Origin of the sequence: Pseudomonas sp. P42, assembly GCF_017973755.1 — a bacterium.
Taxonomy (GTDB): Bacteria; Pseudomonadota; Gammaproteobacteria; order Pseudomonadales; family Pseudomonadaceae; genus Aquipseudomonas; species Aquipseudomonas iridis.
In genome coordinates, this window is sequence record NZ_JACOPU010000003.1 from 113,934 (window position 1) to 132,111 (window position 18,178).

16 protein-coding genes are annotated in these 18,178 nt (G+C 59.0%); 4 read left to right on the forward strand and 12 right to left on the reverse strand.

What is annotated here, in order from left to right; all coding sequences use genetic code 11:
- Nucleotides 1-106: 106 nt before the first annotated feature.
- From fdhA to H8B20_RS09935, 8 genes are all read right to left on the reverse strand, one after another.
- Nucleotides 107-1,306: a formaldehyde dehydrogenase, glutathione-independent gene (gene fdhA / locus H8B20_RS09900; RefSeq protein WP_042561444.1), complete on the reverse strand. Its 1,200-nt coding sequence runs from the start codon at nt 1,304-1,306 to the stop codon at nt 107-109.
- A 201-nt stretch (nt 1,307-1,507) separates the two neighbouring features.
- On the reverse strand, nt 1,508-2,365 hold the full coding sequence (gene purU, locus H8B20_RS09905) for a formyltetrahydrofolate deformylase (protein WP_042561445.1): 858 nt from the start codon (nt 2,363-2,365) through the stop codon (nt 1,508-1,510).
- 200 nt (nt 2,366-2,565) lie between these two features.
- Nucleotides 2,566-3,198: a sarcosine oxidase subunit gamma gene (locus tag H8B20_RS09910; protein ID WP_042561446.1), complete on the reverse strand. Its 633-nt coding sequence runs from the start codon at nt 3,196-3,198 to the stop codon at nt 2,566-2,568.
- A 144-nt stretch (nt 3,199-3,342) separates the two neighbouring features.
- On the reverse strand, nt 3,343-6,360 hold the full coding sequence (locus H8B20_RS09915) for a sarcosine oxidase subunit alpha (protein WP_210623042.1): 3,018 nt from the start codon (nt 6,358-6,360) through the stop codon (nt 3,343-3,345).
- Nucleotides 6,357-6,686, reverse strand: a complete 330-nt coding sequence (locus tag H8B20_RS09920) for a sarcosine oxidase subunit delta (protein ID WP_042561448.1) — start codon at nt 6,684-6,686, stop codon at nt 6,357-6,359. Before H8B20_RS09920 ends, H8B20_RS09915 begins: the two co-directional genes overlap by 4 nt.
- Before the next feature lie 13 nt (nt 6,687-6,699).
- Nucleotides 6,700-7,950 carry a sarcosine oxidase subunit beta gene (locus H8B20_RS09925; RefSeq protein WP_210623043.1) on the reverse strand — a complete coding sequence of 417 codons (1,251 nt, stop codon included), beginning with the start codon at nt 7,948-7,950 and terminating at the stop codon, nt 6,700-6,702.
- A 20-nt stretch (nt 7,951-7,970) separates the two neighbouring features.
- The gene (glyA, locus tag H8B20_RS09930) at nt 7,971-9,224 is read right to left on the reverse strand and encodes a serine hydroxymethyltransferase (protein WP_042561450.1); all 1,254 of its coding nucleotides are present in this window, start codon (nt 9,222-9,224) and stop codon (nt 7,971-7,973) included.
- Between the two features lie 274 nt (nt 9,225-9,498).
- Nucleotides 9,499-10,209, reverse strand: a complete 711-nt coding sequence (locus H8B20_RS09935) for a TraX family protein (protein ID WP_210623044.1) — start codon at nt 10,207-10,209, stop codon at nt 9,499-9,501.
- 127 nt (nt 10,210-10,336) lie between these two features.
- Here H8B20_RS09935 and H8B20_RS09940 point away from each other — a divergent pair, with 127 nt between their 5' ends.
- Together H8B20_RS09940 and H8B20_RS09945 are read left to right on the forward strand one after the other, a co-directional pair.
- Entirely contained in the window at nt 10,337-11,377 is a 1,041-nt protein-coding gene (locus H8B20_RS09940; RefSeq protein ID WP_042561452.1) for a threonine aldolase family protein, read from the forward strand.
- A gap of 165 nt (nt 11,378-11,542) precedes the next feature.
- Nucleotides 11,543-12,367: an SDR family oxidoreductase gene (locus H8B20_RS09945; protein WP_042561453.1), complete on the forward strand. Its 825-nt coding sequence runs from the start codon at nt 11,543-11,545 to the stop codon at nt 12,365-12,367.
- Between the two features lie 121 nt (nt 12,368-12,488).
- Here the strand turns inward: H8B20_RS09945 and gbcB are convergent, their stop codons facing one another.
- Complete coding sequence (gbcB, locus tag H8B20_RS09950; RefSeq protein ID WP_042561454.1) at nt 12,489-13,589, reverse strand: glycine-betaine demethylase subunit GbcB; 1,101 nt, start codon at nt 13,587-13,589, stop codon at nt 12,489-12,491.
- A gap of 296 nt (nt 13,590-13,885) precedes the next feature.
- Here gbcB and gbcA point away from each other — a divergent pair, with 296 nt between their 5' ends.
- Nucleotides 13,886-15,181, forward strand: a complete 1,296-nt coding sequence (gbcA, locus tag H8B20_RS09955) for an aromatic ring-hydroxylating oxygenase subunit alpha (RefSeq protein WP_210623045.1) — start codon at nt 13,886-13,888, stop codon at nt 15,179-15,181.
- A 68-nt stretch (nt 15,182-15,249) separates the two neighbouring features.
- Here the strand turns inward: gbcA and H8B20_RS09960 are convergent, their stop codons facing one another.
- Together H8B20_RS09960 and H8B20_RS09965 are read right to left on the reverse strand one after the other, a co-directional pair.
- Nucleotides 15,250-15,537: a hypothetical protein gene (locus H8B20_RS09960; RefSeq protein WP_210623046.1), complete on the reverse strand. Its 288-nt coding sequence runs from the start codon at nt 15,535-15,537 to the stop codon at nt 15,250-15,252.
- A 26-nt stretch (nt 15,538-15,563) separates the two neighbouring features.
- The gene (locus H8B20_RS09965) at nt 15,564-16,190 is read right to left on the reverse strand and encodes a hypothetical protein (protein WP_210623047.1); all 627 of its coding nucleotides are present in this window, start codon (nt 16,188-16,190) and stop codon (nt 15,564-15,566) included.
- Between the two features lie 467 nt (nt 16,191-16,657).
- On the opposite strand from H8B20_RS09965, the gene H8B20_RS28075 reads away from it, so the two are divergent.
- Nucleotides 16,658-16,789 carry a hypothetical protein gene (locus H8B20_RS28075; protein ID WP_274611384.1) on the forward strand — a complete coding sequence of 44 codons (132 nt, stop codon included), beginning with the start codon at nt 16,658-16,660 and terminating at the stop codon, nt 16,787-16,789.
- 618 nt (nt 16,790-17,407) lie between these two features.
- Here H8B20_RS28075 and etfB read toward each other — a convergent pair.
- The gene (gene etfB, locus H8B20_RS09970; RefSeq protein WP_210623048.1) at nt 17,408-18,178 is read right to left on the reverse strand and encodes an electron transfer flavoprotein subunit beta; all 771 of its coding nucleotides are present in this window, start codon (nt 18,176-18,178) and stop codon (nt 17,408-17,410) included.

The following is an 18,178-nucleotide window of genomic DNA, read 5'->3' on the forward strand; positions in this document are numbered from 1 at the left end:
GCAGAGCCTGTGTGGAGAAACTGTGAAATCCCGTGAGCGAAGGTTGTGTGGCGCTGTGATGGATAAAAAAACGGCGACCAATGGTCGCCGTTTTTTTCTCGCTCGCTTACGCGGCACTGAACAACTTGTGCGGATCAATCACAAACTTCTTCGGTACACCGGCATCGAACTCGCCATACCCTTCCGGCGCCTGATCGAGGCTGATCACCTGCACGCCCACCACTTCGGCAATGTTGATGCGATCCCACATGATCGCCTGCATCAGTTGACGGTTGTACTTCATCACTGGCGTTTGCCCAGTGTGGAAGCTGTGGGATTTGGCCCAGCCCAGGCCGAAACGAATGCTCAGGCTGCCCATTTTCGCAGCGGCGTCGACGGCGCCCGGATCTTCAGTCACGTAAAGGCCTGGGATACCGATCTTGCCGGCCACGCGCACTACGCCCATCAACGAGTTGAGTACCGTGGCCGGGGCTTCGGATTTGACGCCGTCGTGACCGTGTCCACGGGCTTCGAAGCCAACGCAGTCCACCGCACAATCCACTTCCGGCTCGCCCAACAGCGCGGCGATCTGTTCGTGCAGCGGGGTGTCTTTCGACAGGTCGACGATCTCAAAACCCTGCGCTTTGGCGTGGGCCAGGCGGATGGTGTTGACGTCGCCAACGATCACTACCGCTGCGCCGAGAAGGCGTGCCGATGCGGCGGCGGCCAGACCGACCGGGCCGGCACCTGCGATGTAAACCGTGCTGCCCGGGCCTACGCCTGCGGTGACTGCACCGTGATAACCGGTCGGCAGAATGTCAGAGAGGCAAGTCAGGTCGCGGATTTTCTCCATGGCCTTGTCGCGATCCGGCAGTTTCAGCAGGTTGAAGTCAGCGTAGGGGACCAGCACGTATTCAGCCTGGCCACCGGTCCAGTCACCCATGTCGACATAACCGTAAGCACCGCCGGCACGGGCCGGGTTGACGGTCAGGCAGACACCGGTGTGTTGCTCTTTGCAGGAACGGCAGCGCCCGCAAGCCACGTTGAACGGTACGGAAACCAGATCACCGATTTTCAGGTTTTCGACGTCGGAGCCTTTTTCGATCACCTCGCCGGTGATCTCGTGGCCCAGCACCAGACCGGTCTGCGCCGTGGTACGGCCGCGCACCATGTGTTGGTCGGAGCCGCAGATGTTGGTGGAAACCACTTTGAGAATGACCCCGTGCTCGATCTTGCGACCGCGCGGGTCCTGCATTTTCGGATAGTCGATTTTCTGTACTTCGACCTTGCCAGCGCCGAGATACACCACACCACGATTGCCAGACATGCTTTCACCTCGCTGTTGTTTTTATGGAACCGCGTTGCCCAGGCAGGCAGCGCGTTGAGTGCTCGGGTTATTGCTTGTTGGTTTTGCGTTGTCAGTAATGGCCTCATCGCTGGCAAGCCAGCTCCCACAGGATTCGGGTTGGATTGAAATTTTGTAACCGACACAAATCCCTGTGGGAGCTGGCTTGCCAGCGATGGCGATCTAAAGAACGACTGTTCGATTGGCGTTGAGAAACACCCTTCTTTCGATGTGATACCCCACCGCGCGAGCCAAGGTCAGGCCTTCGATGTCGCGCCCCTTGGCAATCAAATCTTCCGGGTAATGACTGTGATCCACCGCCTCGACACCCTGGGCAATGATCGGCCCTTCATCGAGATCGTTGTTGATGTAGTGCGCCGTCGCGCCGACCAGTTTCACGCCTTTGTTGTAAGCCTGGTGATACGGTTTGGCGCCCTTGAAACCCGGCAGCAGCGAGTGATGAATGTTGATCGCCTTGCCATCGAGCTTGCGACACAGCTCTGGCGACAGCACCTGCATATAGCGGGCGAGGATGACCAACTCGGCGCCAGACTCTTCGATCACCTGCCAGACCTGGCGCTCTTGCGACGGTTTGTCGTTGGGATCGAGGGGAAAATGGTAGTAGGGAATCTGGTGCCAGTCGGCCAACGGCTTGAGATCCGGGTGATTGGACACCACCGCTGCCACGTCCATCGACAATTGACCGATGCGCTGGCGGTAGAGCAAATCGTTGAGGCAGTGATCAGCCTTGGAAACCATGATCACTACCTTTGGCCGGTAGTTCGGCGCAGTCAGCTCGAAGATCATGCCAAACGCCTGACCCCGTTCTGCGAGGCCGGCGCGAAAGGCTTGTTCGTCGAAGCCGTCGGGCTGGCGGAATTCCACGCGAATGAAGAAGCGGCCGGAGAGCCGGTCATCGAACGAGTGGTGCTCGGTGACGTAGCAACCCTGCTCGAACAGAAAACGCGTGACCGCGTCCACAGTGCCGAGGACGCTTGGGCAGTCGGCGGTCAGAATCCATGTGTCTGGGGCGCGGCTCATGGTGCGGTGACTCCTGTTCTTTGTGCGGGGTGTCAGGTTTTCCCCTCACCCTAGCCCTCTCCCGGAGGGAGAGGGGACTGACCTAAGTGTCTGCCGAGTTACATCGAGCTGAAATCTCGCGGGTGAATACAGATCGCAAAAACACCCGAGATCGGCTCCCTTTCCCTCTCCCCCTTGGGGGAGAGGGCTGGGGGGGCTTTTCATGCCTGAACGCTCAACCCGTATTCAGCCGAAGCATCCTGCAACCACAACCACCAGTAATCCGAGAAGCTGCGGCGGATCAGCAGTTCCCAGGTGTCTTCAGCGGTATGGCGAATCATCAGTTGCGACTTGGCGAACACCGTGCCCACCGCTTTACCGACCGGGAAGCTGTTCGGATGCACGTCGTAGCTGGTGGACTTCATCAGCACCTGACGCACGTTCGGCCCGCTCAGTTCGAGCAGTTGCTGGCCACCGCTGACGTTGACGATCGCGATGTGCAGATCGCCCAGCGCTTCACGCAGTTTCTGTTCAGCGGCGAACTCCTCACCGCTTGGCACGATCAGCAGCCATTCATCCGGGCCCATCCATTGCAGGCTGGTTTCGCCTTCGACGATCACGCTCAGGGCGCCGGGCAATTCGATGCCCAGTGCTTTGTGCACGCCAGCGGCGAACGCTGGATCATGACCGTCGCCACGAATGGTCAGGTGGCCGAGGAGTTTGCGCTCACGCACGATCACGCCGGCGTTCTTGCGGCCCTTGCCGACCAGGCTGGCGAGGTCGGCATGGTGCAGCGACGACTCGGCACGGGCACCGGTGGTCGGGCGTTGTTGGTACACGTTGGCTGTGGTCATAAAGCACCTTTGCTGAATTCTGTTGGTTCCTGTGGTGGCTGATCTGCCGCTTTCGCGAGCAGGCTCGCTCACCCAGGTGAACGCGGTCGAATGTGGGAGCGAGCCTGCTCGCGAATAGCCGCCCGCCCACAGTTCTCGAGACCATCAAATGTTCTGGCGATCACCCTTCGGATCGAAGAACACCGAAGAAACGATTTCCGCCTCGATCACGCTGCCGTCCGCCAACGGTGCAAACACCCGCTCGCCAAGACGCTTCAAACCGCCCTTCACCACGCCCATCGCAAACGAATAGCCCAGGGAGTTGTGCGCATAGCTGGAAGTCACGTGGCCGACCATGGTCATCGGGATCGTCTGTTTAGTGTTGAACACCAACTGCGCACCTTCCGGCAGCCACTTGGTCGGATCGATCGGCTTCAGGCCCACCAACTGTTTGCGCTGATCACGCACGCAGTCTTCACGGTTCATGCCGCGCTGGCCGATCCACGAGAACGGTTTGGTGCGACCGACACACCAGCCCATGTTCAAGTCGTCCGGGGTCATCGAGCCGTCAGTGTCCTGGCCGACGATGATGAAACCTTTCTCGGCGCGCAGGACGTGCATGGTTTCGGTGCCATACGGCGTCAGGTTGTACTGCTTGCCGGCCTCGACGATTTTCTCCAGCACGCCCATCGCGTAGTCGGCCTGCACGTTGACTTCGTACGACAGCTCACCGGTGAACGAGATACGGAACACCCGCGCCGGCACGCCGCCGACCTCGCCTTCTTTCCAGGTCATGAACGGGAACGCTTCGTTGCTCAAATCGATATCAGTGACAGCGCTGAGCAGCTTGCGGCTGTTCGGGCCGGACAGGGTCATGGTCGCCCAGTGGTCGGTCACGGAGGTGAAGTACACCTTCATGTCCGGCCATTCGGTCTGGTGGTACAGCTCCAGCCATTGCAGGACGCGAGCGGCGCCGCCAGTGGTGGTGGTCATGACGAAATGGTTGTCGGCCAGGCAAGCCGTCACGCCGTCGTCGAAGACCATGCCGTCTTCTTTGCACATCAAACCGTAACGGGCCTTGCCCACATCGAGTTTGGTCCAGGCGTTGGTGTACACGCGGTTAAGGAACTCGCGGGCATCCGGGCCTTGAATGTCGATCTTGCCCAGCGTCGAGGCGTCGAGCAGGCCGACGCTGTCGCGCACGGCTTTGCATTCGCGCTTCACAGCGGCATGCAGGTCTTCGCCGTTTTTAGGGAAGTACCACGGACGCTTCCACTGGCCGACGTCTTCGAACTCGGCGCCGTTTTTCAGGTGCCATTGATGCAGTGCGGTATAACGCACCGGCTCGAAGATATGCCCGCAGTGGCGGCCGGCGATCGCGCCGAAAGTCACTGGCGTGTAGTTCGGGCGGAACATCGTGGTGCCCATCTGCGGGATGGTCACGTTCAGCGAACGGGCGGCGATGGCCAGACCGTTGACGTTGCCCAGTTTGCCCTGATCGGTGCCGAAGCCCAGCGCGGTATAGCGTTTGACGTGCTCGACCGACTCGAAACCTTCGCGAGTCGCCAGTTCGATGGCGGCGGCGGTCACATCGTTTTGCAGGTCGACGAATTGCTTCGGCGCCCGTGCGGTGCCCTTCTCATGCGGCACCTGGAACAGCGCCAGCGTCGGCTCTTCGTGACGGCTCAAGGCTTTTGGCAGCACGCCTTCAACGGTCTGGAAACCGGCTTCGGCAGCGGCGCGCACGCCACCTTCAAAACCGTCAGCCAGCGAATCGCCGAGACCGTAGACACCGTTGATGCCACCGACGCACACGCGTTTCTGCGGTGCTTCGCCCGGCACGAAACCGAGGATGTCTTCACGCCAGGTCGGCTTGCCGCCCAGGTGCGAGGCCAGGTGAACTACCGGGCTGTAGCCGCCGGAGCTGGCGACCACGTCGCAGTCGAGCCATTCGCCCGGACTGGTCACGGCGTGCGCTTTGACATCAATCGCGGCGACGCGGGCAGCAGTGACGCGCTTGCTGCCTCGGGTCTCGATCACGGCGCTGCCGGTGAGGATGCGGATGCCTTTAGCGCGAGCCTCCTCAACCAGTGCGCCACGCGGATTGCTGCGAGCATCGGCGATGGCCACCACTTGCAGGCTGGCGTCGAGCCAATCGAGCGCCACGCGGTAGGCGTGATCGTTGTTGGTGCTGAGGACCAGTTTCTTGCCCGGCGCCACACCGTAGCGGCGCACGTAAGTCGATACCGCACCGGCGAGCATGTTGCCCGGCACATCGTTGTTGCCGTAGACCAGCGGACGCTCGCAAGCGCCAGTGGCCAGCACCACACGCTTGGCGCGAACGCGGTGGATGCGCTGACGCACCTGACCGATTGGCGCACGGTCGCCGAGGTGATCGGTGAGGCGTTCGTGAATGGTCAGGAAGTTGTGGTCGTGGTAACCGTTGACCGTGGCGCGCGGCAGGATCAGCACGTCCGGGGAGTTTTTCAGTTCGGTGATGACGCTGGCAACCCACTCCAACGCAGGCTTGCCGTCGAGGCTTTCGCGCGAATCAAGCAGGCTGCCGCCGAACTCTTCCTGCTCATCGGCGAGGATCACGCGAGCACCGCTACGCGCAGCGGCCAGTGCTGCAGCGAGACCGGCCGGGCCACCGCCAACAATCAGCACGTCGCAGTGCTGGTTCATGTAGTCGTAGGTGTCCGGATCATTCTCGGTCGGCGAGCGGCCAAGACCTGCAGCCTTACGAATGTACTTCTCGTAAGTCATCCAGAACGATTGCGGGTACATGAAGGTTTTGTAGTAGAAACCCGGCGGCATCAGCTTGCCGCCGACCTTGCCGAGAATCCCCATCATGTCGTTGTTGACGCTCGGCCAGCCGTTGGTGCTGGTCGCGACCAGACCTTGATACAGCGCCTGTTGCGTGGCGCGCACGTTGGGGATCTGCGTGGCTTCGGTAGCACCGATCTGCAGCACCGCGTTCGGCTCTTCGGCACCGGCAGCAAAGATGCCGCGTGGGCGCGAATACTTGAAGCTGCGGCCGATGATGTCGACGCCGTTGGCGATCAGCGCCGAGGCCAGCGAGTCACCCTCGAAGCCTTTGTAGCTCTGACCGTTGAAGGTGAAGCTCAGCACTTTGTTGCGGTCGATCCGTCCACCGTTGGACAGGCGATTGGTCTGGCTCATACCTTCTCTCCCAGCGCCGTCGTGGCTGTTTTCGCAGCATCAGCCTTGTCGGTGAATTGCGGCTTGGTGCCGATCTTGTAGGTTTCGAGAATCTCGTAGGTCACGGTGTCGCGGGTGACGTTGAAGTACTGGCGGCAACCGGCGACGTGATCCCACAGCTCGTGGTGCAGACCGCGTGGGTTATCGCGGAAGAACATGTAGTCGCCCCACTCCGCATCGGTGCAGCTTGCAGGGTCCAGCGGACGCGGGATGTGCGCCTGACCGGATGCATGGAATTCCTCTTCGGAGCGCAGCTCGCCGCAGTGAGGACAGAAGATATGCAACATGGGATTTCTCCTGTTAGTGGGCAACCGCAGCAGCGCCGTGTTCATCGATCAACGCACCGTTGTGGAAACGGTCGATGGAGAAAGGTGCGGCCAACGGGTGCATTTCACCCTTGGCCAGGCTCGCGGCAAACACGTTGCCCGAGCCAGGTGTTGCCTTGAAGCCACCGGTGCCCCAACCGCAGTTGAAGAACATGTTCGGCACCGGGGTTTTAGAAATGATCGGGCAAGCATCCGGCGTGGTGTCGACGATGCCGCCCCACTGACGGTTCATGCGTACACGGGACAACACCGGGAACATCTCGACGATGGCCTGAATGGTGTGCTCGATCACCGGGTACGAACCACGCTGGCCGTAACCGTTGTAGCCGTCGATACCGGCGCCGATCACCAGGTCGCCCTTGTCGGACTGGCTGATGTAACCGTGCACGGCGTTGGACATGATCACGCTGTCGATAATCGGTTTGATCGGCTCGGACACCAGTGCTTGCAGCGGGTGGGATTCGATCGGCAGACGGAAACCGGCGAGTTTGGCCATGTGCCCGGAGTTACCGGCCGTCACCACGCCGACGCGCTTGGCGCCGATAAAACCCTTGTTGGTTTCAACGCCGATGCACACGCCGTTTTCTTTGCGGAAACCGATGACTTCGGTCTGTTGGATCAAGTCCACGCCCAAAGCATCAGCAGCACGGGCAAAGCCCCACGCCACGGCATCGTGACGGGCGACGCCGCCGCGACGCTGGACGGTTGCGCCGAGCACTGGGTAGCGAGTGTTTTTCGAGCAATCGAGGTACGGAATCTCGTTGGCGACTTGCTCAGTGTTGAGCAACTCGCCATCGACGCCGTTGAGGCGGTTGGCGCTGACCCGGCGTTCGGAATCGCGGATATCCTGCAAGGTGTGGCACAGGTTGTAGACGCCGCGCTGGGAGAACATCACGTTGTAGTTCAAGTCTTGCGACAGGCCTTCCCACAATTTCATCGCGTGTTCGTACAGATGCGCCGACTCGTCCCACAGATAGTTGGAGCGCACGATGGTGGTGTTGCGCGCGGTGTTACCGCCGCCCAGCCAGCCCTTCTCGACCACGGCGACGTTGGTGATGCCGTGCTCTTTTGCCAGATAGTAAGCAGTCGCCAGACCGTGCCCGCCGCCGCCGACGATGACCACGTCGTAGACCTTTTTCGGGGCCGGCGTGCGCCACATTTTCTGCCAGTTTTCGTGGTGGCTGAGCGAGTGTTTGAAGAGGCCGAAGCCCGAATAGCGTTGCATAGTCATGTACTCCAGAACGCTCAGCGATAAACCGGGAAGTCAGCGCACAGGGCCGCGACGTTTTTCGCCACATCCGCCTCAACATCGGCATCGCCAAGGTTATCGAGGATGTCGCAGATCCAGCCGGCCAGTTCAGTGCACTGCGTCACTTTGAAGCCGCGAGTCGTGACGGCCGGGGTGCCGATGCGCAGACCGGACGTCACGAACGGCGACTGCGGATCGTTCGGCACCGCGTTCTTGTTGACGGTGATGTGTGCACGGCCGAGGGCGGCATCGGCGTCTTTGCCGGTCAGGCCCTGACGGATCAGGCTGACCAAGAACAGATGGTTGTCAGTCCCGCCGGACACTACATCGTAGCCACGTTTGATAAATACGCTCGCCATCGCCTGGGCGTTGTCGATCACTTGTTGCTGATATGCCTTGAAGCCAGGCTCCAGCGCTTCCTTGAAGCACACGGCTTTACCGGCGATGACGTGCATCAGCGGGCCACCCTGAGCGCCGGGGAACACCGCAGAGTTGAGTTTCTTTTCAATTTCTTCGTTGGACTTGGCCAGGATCAAGCCACCACGCGGGCCGCGCAGGGTTTTGTGCGTGGTGGTGGTGACCACGTCGGCGTACGGCAGCGGATTCGGGTACAGACCGGCCGCGACCAGCCCGGCGACGTGAGCCATGTCGACGAACAGCAGCGCACCGACCTTGTCGGCGATCTGGCGGAAGCGCGGGAAATCCAGCGTCTTGGAGTAAGCCGAGAAACCGGCGATGATCATTTTCGGCTGGCACTCGACGGCCAGACGCTCGACCTCGTCGTAATCGATCAGGCCGGTATCGGTGTTGATCCCGTACTGCACGGCGTTATAGAGCTTGCCCGAGGACGACACTTTGGCGCCGTGGGTCAAGTGACCACCGTGGGCCAGGCTCATGCCCAGAATGGTGTCGCCCGGCTGGATCAACGCCAGGTACACGGCGCTGTTGGCCGAGGAACCGGAGTGCGGCTGGACGTTGGCGTAATCGGCGCCGAACAGTTGCTTGGCGCGCTCGATGGCCAGCGCTTCGACTTTATCCACATGCTCGCAGCCGCCGTAGTAGCGCTTGCCCGGATAGCCTTCGGCGTATTTGTTGGTGAGGCCACTGCCCTGGGCTTGCATCACGCGTTTGCTGGTGTAGTTCTCCGACGCGATCAGCTCGATGTGATCTTCCTGACGTTGCTCCTCGGCATTCATCGCCGCCAGCAGTGCATCGTCGTAACCCTGGATCTGGTCTTGCTTGCTGAACATCGCGTCTCTCCCAGCGGCGGCGGTGCGCCATTCGTCTCGGTCAGGCACCTGCGTGCCCTTTGATGCGATGGTATGACCGGCGCAGACAGCTCAAATGCCTACGGACGCCACGCAAAGGTGCGTTTACGACATGGCGGGAAAAGCCCTTGCCAGACTCGATCTCAAAAACACTGGAGAACCCTGTGGGAGCTGGCTTGCCAGCGATGGCGGTGGCACATCTGGCATTAATGGAGGCTGACCCACCGCTATCGCTGGCAAGCCAGCTCCCACAGGGTTAGGCGGCGATCTGGCGGATAAGTAGTAGCAGGAGAAAATGTGCGGGATAGAGGACGTAGGCCCAGCGCCGCATCGGAGGCGGCTTAGCGGTTTGGGCATGTCGCAAAAGCAACATCCCAAGCAACGGCGCAATCAGGCAAATGATAAGGCCGAAGATCGCCAACTCATTGCCGAACCGCGCAGATTCAAACAACACCCGCCACTGATTCGCCGCCAGGCACACCAGCCCCGGCAACACCGCGAAATACCACGGGCGACGAATCACCCACAACGTCGTCAGCGGCAGCAAAACACCAAAGAAACCGAACATCAGCCGTTCCGAGAACAACGCAGAAAGCAGCAGCGCGCCGGCGCCGAGCACGCGCGATGCCAAGGTCCGATCCTGCCAGCCTCGCGCCACCAGCAATCCCAACGCCAGCGTCGGCATCACGTTCAACGTGTCGGGATCAGGAATGTACAACCGATACGGAATCTCGCTGACCAGGCTGAACAACAGCAACCAGCCCAGATACCGCCACTCGGTCTTGCGCGCCCCCGCACGATCAAGATTCGCTGCCATCGCCAGACAAAACCATGGAAACGCCAACCGCCCAGGCACATACAGCCAATCGACGGAGAACCCGACATATCGCAGGTGATCGAGCAACATGCTCAACAGTGCCAGCCACTTGAGCAGATCCAGCGCGCCGTCGCGATTGCTCAGGTGCATAATCGGCCCGTGTCCTTGTAGAGTTTTGACAGCGACATCTCGTGTGCTCCCCGGAAGATCTTCGGTAAAGTGCGCACCATCATTGACCAACGAAGCGCCACAAGCGTTTCGATCACGGAAGCCGGCCATGACCGACAAGAGCCAACAATTCGCCAGCGACAACTATTCCGGTATTTGCCCTGAAGCCTGGGCTGCCATGGAACAGGCCAACCACGGCCACCAACGCGCTTACGGCGATGATGAATGGACCGCTCGCGCGGCCGACCATTTCCGCAAGCTGTTCGACACCGATTGCGAAGTATTCTTCGCCTTCAACGGCACCGCCGCCAACTCGCTGGCCCTGTCGTCGCTGTGCCAGAGTTATCACAGCGTGATCTGCTCGGAAACCGCCCACGTCGAAACCGACGAATGTGGCGCCCCGGAATTCTTCTCCAACGGCTCGAAACTGCTGATCGCCGGCACTGAAAACGGCAAGATCACCCCGGCCTCGATCCGCGAAGTCGCGCTCAAGCGTCAGGACATTCACTACCCCAAACCGCGCGTCGTGACCCTGACCCAGGCCACTGAAGTCGGTAGCGTCTACACCCCGGAAGAAATCCGCGCCATCAGCGCCACCTGCAAAGAGCTGGGCCTGAACCTGCACATGGACGGTGCGCGTTTCTCCAACGCCTGCGCGTTCCTCGGCTGCTCGCCAGCGGATCTGACCTGGAAGGCCGGTGTTGATGTGTTGTGTTTTGGTGGCACCAAAAACGGCATGGCCGTCGGTGAAGCGATCCTGTTCTTCAACCACAAACTGGCCGAAGACTTCGATTACCGCTGCAAACAGGCCGGACAACTGGCCTCGAAGATGCGCTTTCTGTCGGCACCGTGGGTGGGCATCCTCGAAAACGACGCCTGGCTCAAATACGCCCGCCACGCCAACCACTGCGCGCAACTGCTGGCCGAACTGGTCAGCGACATTCCGGGTGTCGAGCTGATGTTCCCGGTCCAGGCCAACGGCGTGTTCCTGCAACTGTCCGAGCCGGCCATCGCCGCGCTGACGGAACGCGGCTGGCGCTTCTACACCTTCATTGGCAAGGGCGGGGCACGTTTCATGTGCTCGTGGGATACCGAAGAAGAGCGCGTACGCGAACTGGCCCGTGACATCCGCGAAGTCATGAGCGCCTGACCTGACATAACCCCCCCCTCTCCCTGTAGGAGCTGCCGCAGGCTGCGATCTTGAATCGCAACCTTCGGCAGTTCTGCACGGTCCCTTCGTCGTTTGCCTTTCTGCGCTTGGTCTACATTGTTTGTCGAGCCCTCCGCTCAGATAACAATAAGCAGGAGCATCGGCATGTCGTTACAAGGCAAAACCCTGTTCATCACCGGCGCCAGCCGTGGCATTGGCCGTGAGATTGCGCTGCGAGCCGCCAGGGACGGAGCAAATGTTGTCATTGCGGCGAAAAGCGCCGAACCCCACGCCAAGTTGCCCGGCACCATCCACAGCGTCGCCGCGGAAGTCGAAGCGGCGGGCGGCAAAGCCTTGGCGTTGCAACTGGATGTGCGTGACGACGACGCAGTGCGCCAGGCGTTGGCGCAGGCCAACGAACATTTCGGCAGCATCGATGCGCTGGTGAACAACGCCGGGGCGATCAAATTGACCGGCGTGCAACACATCGAACTCAAGCGTTTCGACCTGATGCACCAGATCAACACCCGTGCAGTGCTGCTGTGCAGCCAGGCCGCCCTGCCCTATCTGAAGAAATCCGCCGGGCACATTCTCAACCTGTCGCCGCCACTGAACCTGGCGACCAAGTGGTTCGCCCAGTACAGTCCGTATACCGTGACCAAATACGGCATGAGCATGCTGACACTGGGCATGAGCGAGGAATTCGCCGGGTATGGGATCAGCGTCAACTCACTGTGGCCGCAGACGATGATTGCCACGGCAGCGATTGAGTTTCAGTTGGGCAACAGAGAGTCGTTCAAGCATGCGCGCACACCCGAGATCATGGCGGATGCGGCGTATGTGATTTTGAGTAGCAGCAAGCGGCAGATCACGGGGCGATTGCTGATTGATGAGGAGATTTTGCGCGAGAGCGGTGTGAGCGAATTCAATCACTATCGCTTCGAGCCGGACAGCGACGCAACCCTGATGCCCGACCTCTTCGTAGATTGAAATCCATAACCCCTGTGGGAGCGAGCCTGCTCGCGAATAGGCCGTGTCAGAAAACGCAGATGCTGAATGACATGTCGCATTCGCGAGCAGGCTCGCTCCCACATTGGATTTGCGCCAATCTTTAGAACTCGATGCGCACGTCGCCCTTCGGCACGCTGCAGCACGACAAGATAAATCCTTCCGCCTCGTCGTCCTCGGTAATCCCGCCGTTGTGCTCCATCTCCACTTCGCCCCCAAGCTTGAGCACCTTGCACGTCCCGCAAATCCCCATGCCGCAGGCTTTCGGGATCATCAGGCCGAGCTTGGCCGCCGCCGCATGCACGGTCTCGCCCGGTGCCACACGAATGCTCTTGCCGGACGAAGTGAATTCCACCTGATGCAGATCCGCCGCGTCGATTTCTGGGGCGTCGGCTGCCTGCTCGGCCTGTTCGACAGCATCGGCGCGAGCCTCGGGGGGCGTGGCACCGAAGGATTCTTCGTGGTAGCGCGACATGTCGTAACCGGCGGCTTCCAGCAGCCGCTTGACGGCGTGCATGTACGGCGTCGGCCCGCAGCAGAACACTTCGCGCTCGAGGAAGTCCGGCACCATCAATTCGAGCATCTTGTGATTGAGATAACCGCGATACCCGGCCCACGGCTCACCCAAGCCGTGCTTCTCACAGATCAGGTGCAGGCTGAAGTTGTCGATCCGCGAGGCCATGTGTTCCAGCTCGCGGTGGTAAATGATGTCTTTGGGCGAGCGCGCGCTGTGGACAAAGGTCATGTCGACGTTGGCGTTGGTGTCGTAGAACCAGCGCGCCATCGACATGCACGGCGTAATACCGACGCCGCCGCTGAGGTACAGGACTTTCGGACTCGGATAGTCCATGGCATTGAACAGCCCGACCGGCCCATGCACCGCCAGCTCCTGGCCTTCATGCAGCGTGTCGTGCAACCAGTTGGAAACCTTGCCGCCCGGCACCCGTTTGATCGTCACCGAAAAGCTGTAAGGCACCGACGGCGAACTGGAAATGGTGTACGAACGCATGATCGGCTGGCCTTCGATTTCCAGCTCCAGGGTGACGAACTGCCCGGGCTTGAAGAAGAACAGGATCGGCTGATCGGCCATGAAGCAGAAGGTGCGCACGTCCCAGGTTTCCTGGATGACTTTGACGCAACGGACAATGTGTCGACCATTGGCCCAGGTCTGGGTGGTGACCGGATTCAGGAAGCTGTTGGACATGCTGTTCTCCACGGCCGACTGTCGGCCTTCATGTGGCGATTCTGCGTATAGCGCAGACCGCCCGTTTACCTATCCGCGACATCGGCATACTTATCGCGACCAGCCCCCAACCACCGGGGGTTGCGCGTCGGGAACAGATTGCACCATGTCGCCCATGGATAAGGTTCCGCCCTGCGCCGGGCCCACACTCGCCCCAACACCAAGACAGATTCTTTACACCTTGCGTAGCAACCGTTAGCAGCACACCTGATTAGCCACTTTCGCCGGCCACGCAGATGGCCATGAGGATCACATCGATGGACGTCACCGCAAAAATCAGCCTGGGCGATCCGCTGGAACCCGCACGCAAGGCCACCGCCCAAATGTTGCAGGAGCGCGAGCGCACCTTCTCGCTGCCGCAACCGTTCTACAGCGACGAGCGGCTGTTCGATATCGACATGCAGGAGATCTTCCAGAAAGAGTGGTTGATCGCCGGCATGACCTGCGAAATCCCGACCAAGGGCAACTACCTGACCCTGCAGGTCGGCAAAAACCCGATCATCGTCATCCGTGGCGCCGAAGGTGTGGTGCATGCGTTCCATAACGTCTGCCGCCACCGTGGCTCGCGCCTGTGCACCAGTGAAAAGGGCAAGGTCGCCAAACTGGTCTGCCACTACCACCAGTGGACCTATGAGCTGGACGGTCGCCTGCTGTTCGCCGGCATCGAAATGGGCGCCGACTTCGACATGAAGCAGTACGGCCTCAAACCGGTGAACGTAAAGACCGCTGGCGGCTACATCTTTATCAGCCTGGCGGAGAATCCACCGGCCATTGATGACTTCCTGTCGACGCTGAACCACTACATGGAACCGTACGACATGGAGAACACCAAGGTGGCAATCACCACCACCCTGGTGGAAAAGGCCAACTGGAAACTGGTGCTGGAAAACAATCGCGAGTGCTACCACTGCAACGCCTCGCACCCGGAACTGCTGAAAACCCTGCTGGAGTGGGACGACGTCACCGACCCGCGCGCCGATCAGGCGTTCAAGGATCACGTCGCGGCCTCCGCCGCGGCCTGGGAAGCCGAAAAGATCCCGTACGCCCACGCCAGTTTCGGCCTGCGCAACCGCATCGTGCGCATGCCGCTGCTCAAGGGCACCGTGTCGATGACCCTCGACGGCAAACAGGGCTGCGCCAAACTGATGGGCCGCATCAAGAACCCGGATCTCGGCTCAATGCGCATCCTGCACCTGCCGCACTCGTGGAACCACTGCATGGGCGATCACATCATCGTCTTCACCGTGTGGCCGATCAGCGCCCAGGAAACCTTGGTTACCACTAAGTGGATCGTGCACAAGGATGCGGTTGAAGGCGTCGATTACGACGTAGAACGCATGCGCCAGGTGTGGGATGCGACCAATGATCAGGATCGGCGTCTGGCCGAAGAAAACCAGCGCGGGATCAACTCCACGGCTTACCAGCCGGGGCCATACTCGAAGACCTATGAGTTTGGTGTGGTGAATTTCGTCGATTGGTACAGCGAGCGGTTGTTGAGCAACCTTGGGGCTGAGCCTGCGCCGTATCTCAAGGGTGTGCCCGTTCAAGGTTGAAGAAGGCGAACTGTAAATAAGAAAAACCGCGAGCATGCTCGCGGTTTTTTATTGCCATTACAAAACGGCTACCAGTTCCACGATTTGATAATACGTTGCGCTGCCTCAAAGATATTATCTATGTCGGAAGCGCTCGGCGGTCGTTTATAGTCTGGATCGATTTTTCGCTGCAACTCATCGTACAAACTATCAATCTTCTCCTCGGTACGTTTCTTATCGCGCTGACGAAGAACGTCGAGCTTTGCTTTATTATCGTCAAGCGCTCTGTTCTCTTCGATATTGAAAGCACGACACCACTCACCTTCGATTGGATCGATAAACGGTGGAGGTCCGATCGGTTTGAAAGGCTTGATCATTAATCACCTCACAACCTTCAAACAGATCAGGAAAACCAACCACTGATCCAGTTCACGACCGAATTGAATGTATTGGTGATCTTCTCCCAGACATTTTTTAACCAGCTCAGGATTTTCTGGCCAATTTCGACAAAAAACGCAGTAATCTTATCGAGCACGCTATTGAACAGACCGCCGAAAAGATCCATAAACCCAACAACCGCGTCCGCGCTGCCAGGAAACTTTTCGACCTCTCCAATGGCAGCGTCGTACATCTTATCGATACGCTCCGCCGCTGCTTTATGATCGCGGTTACGCAACTCCTCAAGTTTATCTTTATAGGATTTGGTATCGGTGGAGCCTGAATTCTGGAACGTCTCGGTCGCTTTGGTCAGCTCCTGCTCCGACTGGTTCGACTGCTCCTCGCCAACCTCCTTGGCCAGCGGCTCCAGCCTTTTTACGGCTGGGTCATTGGAACTGGTGTTCAGATAAAGACTACGCAGGTGAAGATGCTGCAGGTGCGGCGAAGCCATTAAAACGCCTCGGGCCGTACCCGTGGAAAGTTGCTTCGCATGCACGCGCATCTCGTTCAGCAGTTCGACATAAGCCTCTTTCGACGGAGCAACAGCGGCGTCGGCGACTGATTTGATTTTAGACTTGGCAGCTTCAGACATTTTAGAACTCCTTGTAGTGTCATATGAATTGCACTTTTACTGTGCTCAGGCTGATAAGCGCTTGCCGCCTCGCACGTCGGCAGCACTCGTCAAAAACTTTGATTAAGCCCACGCAAACTTACGTGAGCATTACATTATATTCAGGTGCAAAATCCCCATGTACCGGCTCGAGCCGAACATATCGAAAGTTCGCAGAAAAAGAATTTTTCAAAATGAAGAATGTAAATGAGCGCGAACGCCTTCCATAGCCAAACCCCTGTACTGTGACAAGAATAAAACAATGAACAACCTTGTTCATTTAATCGCGTGAAGCCAATTAAAGCTGTGGCAATCAACCCTGTCAAACCACTCGATAGAACTATCGGAAGCTGAGCATCGTAAAATTAATTATATGGAGAAGCCCATTCAAAAATGATCGCGCACGGCGGGAGTGCAGTCTTGTTGTGCGCGGAGATGTCGGAAACTGTATGAAATTTGATCAATTGCCTTTTGGACTATATCTGCCGGGGCTTGCAGGGTTTGGCGAACAAGTTATCCACATAGCCACCCACAGCAAACGGGGACAACTGTGGATGAATGAGAAAAACAGCGGTGAATAAGTGAAGAAAAACCGTGACTTATCCAGAAGGGCAGTCTGAGACATGGATTGTACGTTTTTTAATCAAACCCCTATAAGCCACGTATTTAAAGACCTGTAGAGGATGGCGAACACGTTATCCACAGAAGCGCCAACAGACTTCGGGGGTAACTTTGCAGGCGCTGTGGAAAAATGCCTGCGACTGTGAAAAACCGGGCTTTACAGAGAGTCACCACGGTGAGAATTAATGATTTGATCAGTTTTTAGTCAAATCCGTGCAAGCCACGTTTTATATGGCTCTTGGGGGATAGCGAACATCTTATCCACAGAAGCGCCAACAGAGATTGGGGGCAACTTGTGTCGTTATCCAAGGGGAAAAGCCAGTAAAAACCGTTAGTTAAGCTGGTTGTTTTTTGATCTGAGGGCTGGAGGCCTTGATTGGCGTAGGGTGCAGGGATGGGCGAACACGTTATCCACAGATTCGCCAACAGGGATTGTGGGTAAACAGCGCAATATCTCGATGCGCTCGGCTCATATGTAGGAGCTGCGGCACGCTGCGATCTTTTGATCTTGATTTTTGAAGATCAAAAGATCGCAGCCTCGTTTCACTCGACAGCTCCTACAGGGGCTTTGCAGGGTGTCAGCGGACAACGCCTTCTTCGATCAGCAGCTTGAGGATGGCTTCGGCGCCGGCTTGCGCCGTGACGCCTTTGAGCACTTGCCCGCCACCGCCACTGGCCTTGGCCGTAGCAGCCTTCATCCGATCAGCACCACTTTTGGCCTTGATCACTTTCAAGCGCTTCGGTCGCGGCTTGGCCGGTTGCAGCGTGGCGACAGACAAAAGCTCATCGTCGATAACTTCGACGTCATCAGCCTCCAACTGCCCACGCCGCGCCGGCCCATACGCACTCTGCCTCGGCTTCGGCGCCGCGTTATCCACAGTCGCCAGAAACGGCAGCTTCACCTTCAAACGGCGACGTTGCCCACGCGGTAGCGCTTGCAGCACCAGCGCCGAACCATCATTGATCGACTCGACCTGGGCCAATCCGACCACCAGTGGCCAACCCAACCCTTCCGCCAGCAGAAACGGCAACATGCCCGAGCCTTCACCGGTTTCCGCCTGGCTACCGGTCAGCACCACTTGAGCACCGGCCTCACGCAAATAAGCCGTCAGCGCCGGCAGCGCATCAGCGTCCGCCGGTTGCTCCAGCACGTGCATCTGCTCCAGGCCCATGCCCAGATAGGCGCGCAATGCGGGTTCCGCGACATCGCCGGCATGCAGCACTTGCAGGTTGTCCCCAGCCAGTTGCAAACCCAGTTCCACTGCCCGTGCATCCTGCTCCGCCCGGCGTGGGCGGCCGGAGGTCGGGTGGGCGCCGATTGAAACCAGACTGATGATTTTCGTGTTCAT